Below are 1,577 nucleotides of genomic sequence, written 5' to 3' on the forward strand. Positions count from 1 at the left end.
TCTGGACATGCATGTCAAGGACCGGCATCTGGTGGTCCTTGGCGACGACGGCGCCGGCAAGACCAATGTCATGCGTTCAGTGATCCGGCGACTGGCCGAACAGCACACGCCGGAAAACCTCGTCTTCGCGGTCTTCGACCCCCGCCGCGGCCTGGCAGACGAGGTGCCCGAAGAGTATCTGGGCGGCTATGCCACCAGTCCCGCGCTGGCCGAGCAGCTGGCCGGAGCCGTGGCGTCGGAACTGGACAAACGCGTCAATGGAAACAACGGGAACACGGCTGGGAACAACGACGCCGGGAATCCTCCGCGCGTCGTGCTCATCATCGACGACTATGACATCCTCACGGCGGGCGGCTCCTCCCCCTTGAGCCGGCTGACGCCCTACCTGCCGCTGGGACCGGAGATCGGCCTGCACGCGGTTCTCTCGCGCCGGGTGCGCGGTGCCAGCCGCGGCATGTACGAGGCCTTCTTCATGTCGCTGCGCGATTCAGGCAGCACCGGCATCCTGATGTCGGGCGACCGCGGCGAGGGCGCGCTGCTCAACGGCATCCGGGCGCGGGCGCTGCCGCCGGGCCGGGCGCAATTGGTGCAGTCGGGCAAGCCCGTGAACACCATCCAGCTCTACTACAATGCAACGGAGGCCAATGCCGATGAGCAGTGACTGGACGGTCATCAGCCTGCGGGAACCGGACCAGCGCACCGTGGTCGAGGCCATGGTCGCCACCGTGCCGGAGCTCAATGTCAGGGAAACCGCGGAGAACTCCCTGCTGGAACTCTTCACCGACGACGGCGAAGTCGAGCTGGTGCTCGAGCTGCCGCGCCTGGTCCGCGTTCCGCAGGAGGTCCAGCGGCTGCTCGCCGGCGCGGAGGTCTCCGCGGTGCCCGGCGTCCGCGTGCCGGCCGTCTTCGCTCCAGGTTCCGGGGATCCCTCCGCAGAACAGCTGTGGTGGCAGGACGTCCACGTCCGCAGCGGACTCCCCGAAGCGGCAGCCAGGGCCGACCGCCTCTGCCATGCCCTCGCCCGCCGGTGCGAGGGCGCCGTCGTCGTTCCCGGGATGGTGCAGCCGTGAGCCATGCCTCCGCCTTCGACTTCAGCAGTGCCGCCACGGGGGTCGTTTTCCAGGACAAATCCGTCACCTACCTCTCGCCCTGGATTGCCAAGTCGCACGCAGCGGCACAGGAAGACGGACGGCGCTTCGCCGTACTCACACCGGGGACCGCCGCGGTCAGCCTGCCGTTGAGCATGCTGCTCTCGGAGCCCGGCTGCCAGTGGCTGGCCACCAGCGCGGACGGCACGTTCTTCGACGGCTTCACCGGCCGTGTCCACACCTGGAACGGTGACGTATTCGAACCGCTCGACGAACTCGCCGAGGACTTCCTGCTGACCCCGCGGACGCCCGGTGGCCTGCTCCACCTCCGGGCAGAGATCACGCACCCGGCGAGCCTGGGCACCCGCATCGGCGATTTCACCGGGCAGCTTTTCACCGAACTCACCGGCCACCCGCCCGTGGGATGGGGCAGGGCCGAACCGGTCAGCGAACCGTGGGACACCGCGGCGGTCACGGCCCACTGCTACG

Annotated in this window: 3 protein-coding genes; all 3 read left to right on the forward strand. The window is 68.7% G+C overall.

Annotated features, from left to right (window positions below):
• Window positions 1–661, forward strand: a 661-nt coding sequence (locus RIF68_RS36180) for an FtsK/SpoIIIE domain-containing protein (RefSeq protein ID WP_309055916.1), incomplete at its 5' end; no start/stop codon positions are given.
• Entirely contained in the window at window positions 651–1,070 is a 420-nt protein-coding gene (locus RIF68_RS36185; RefSeq protein WP_309055918.1) for a hypothetical protein, read from the forward strand. The genes RIF68_RS36180 and RIF68_RS36185, both read left to right, overlap by 11 nt.
• The coding region (locus tag RIF68_RS36190; RefSeq protein ID WP_309055920.1) for a DUF6177 family protein at window positions 1,067–1,577 on the forward strand (511 nt) is incomplete at its 3' end. The genes RIF68_RS36185 and RIF68_RS36190, both read left to right, overlap by 4 nt.

This window comes from Streptomyces sp., from assembly GCF_031178505.1.
GTDB lineage: Bacteria > Actinomycetota > Actinomycetes > Streptomycetales > Streptomycetaceae > Streptomyces > Streptomyces gulbargensis.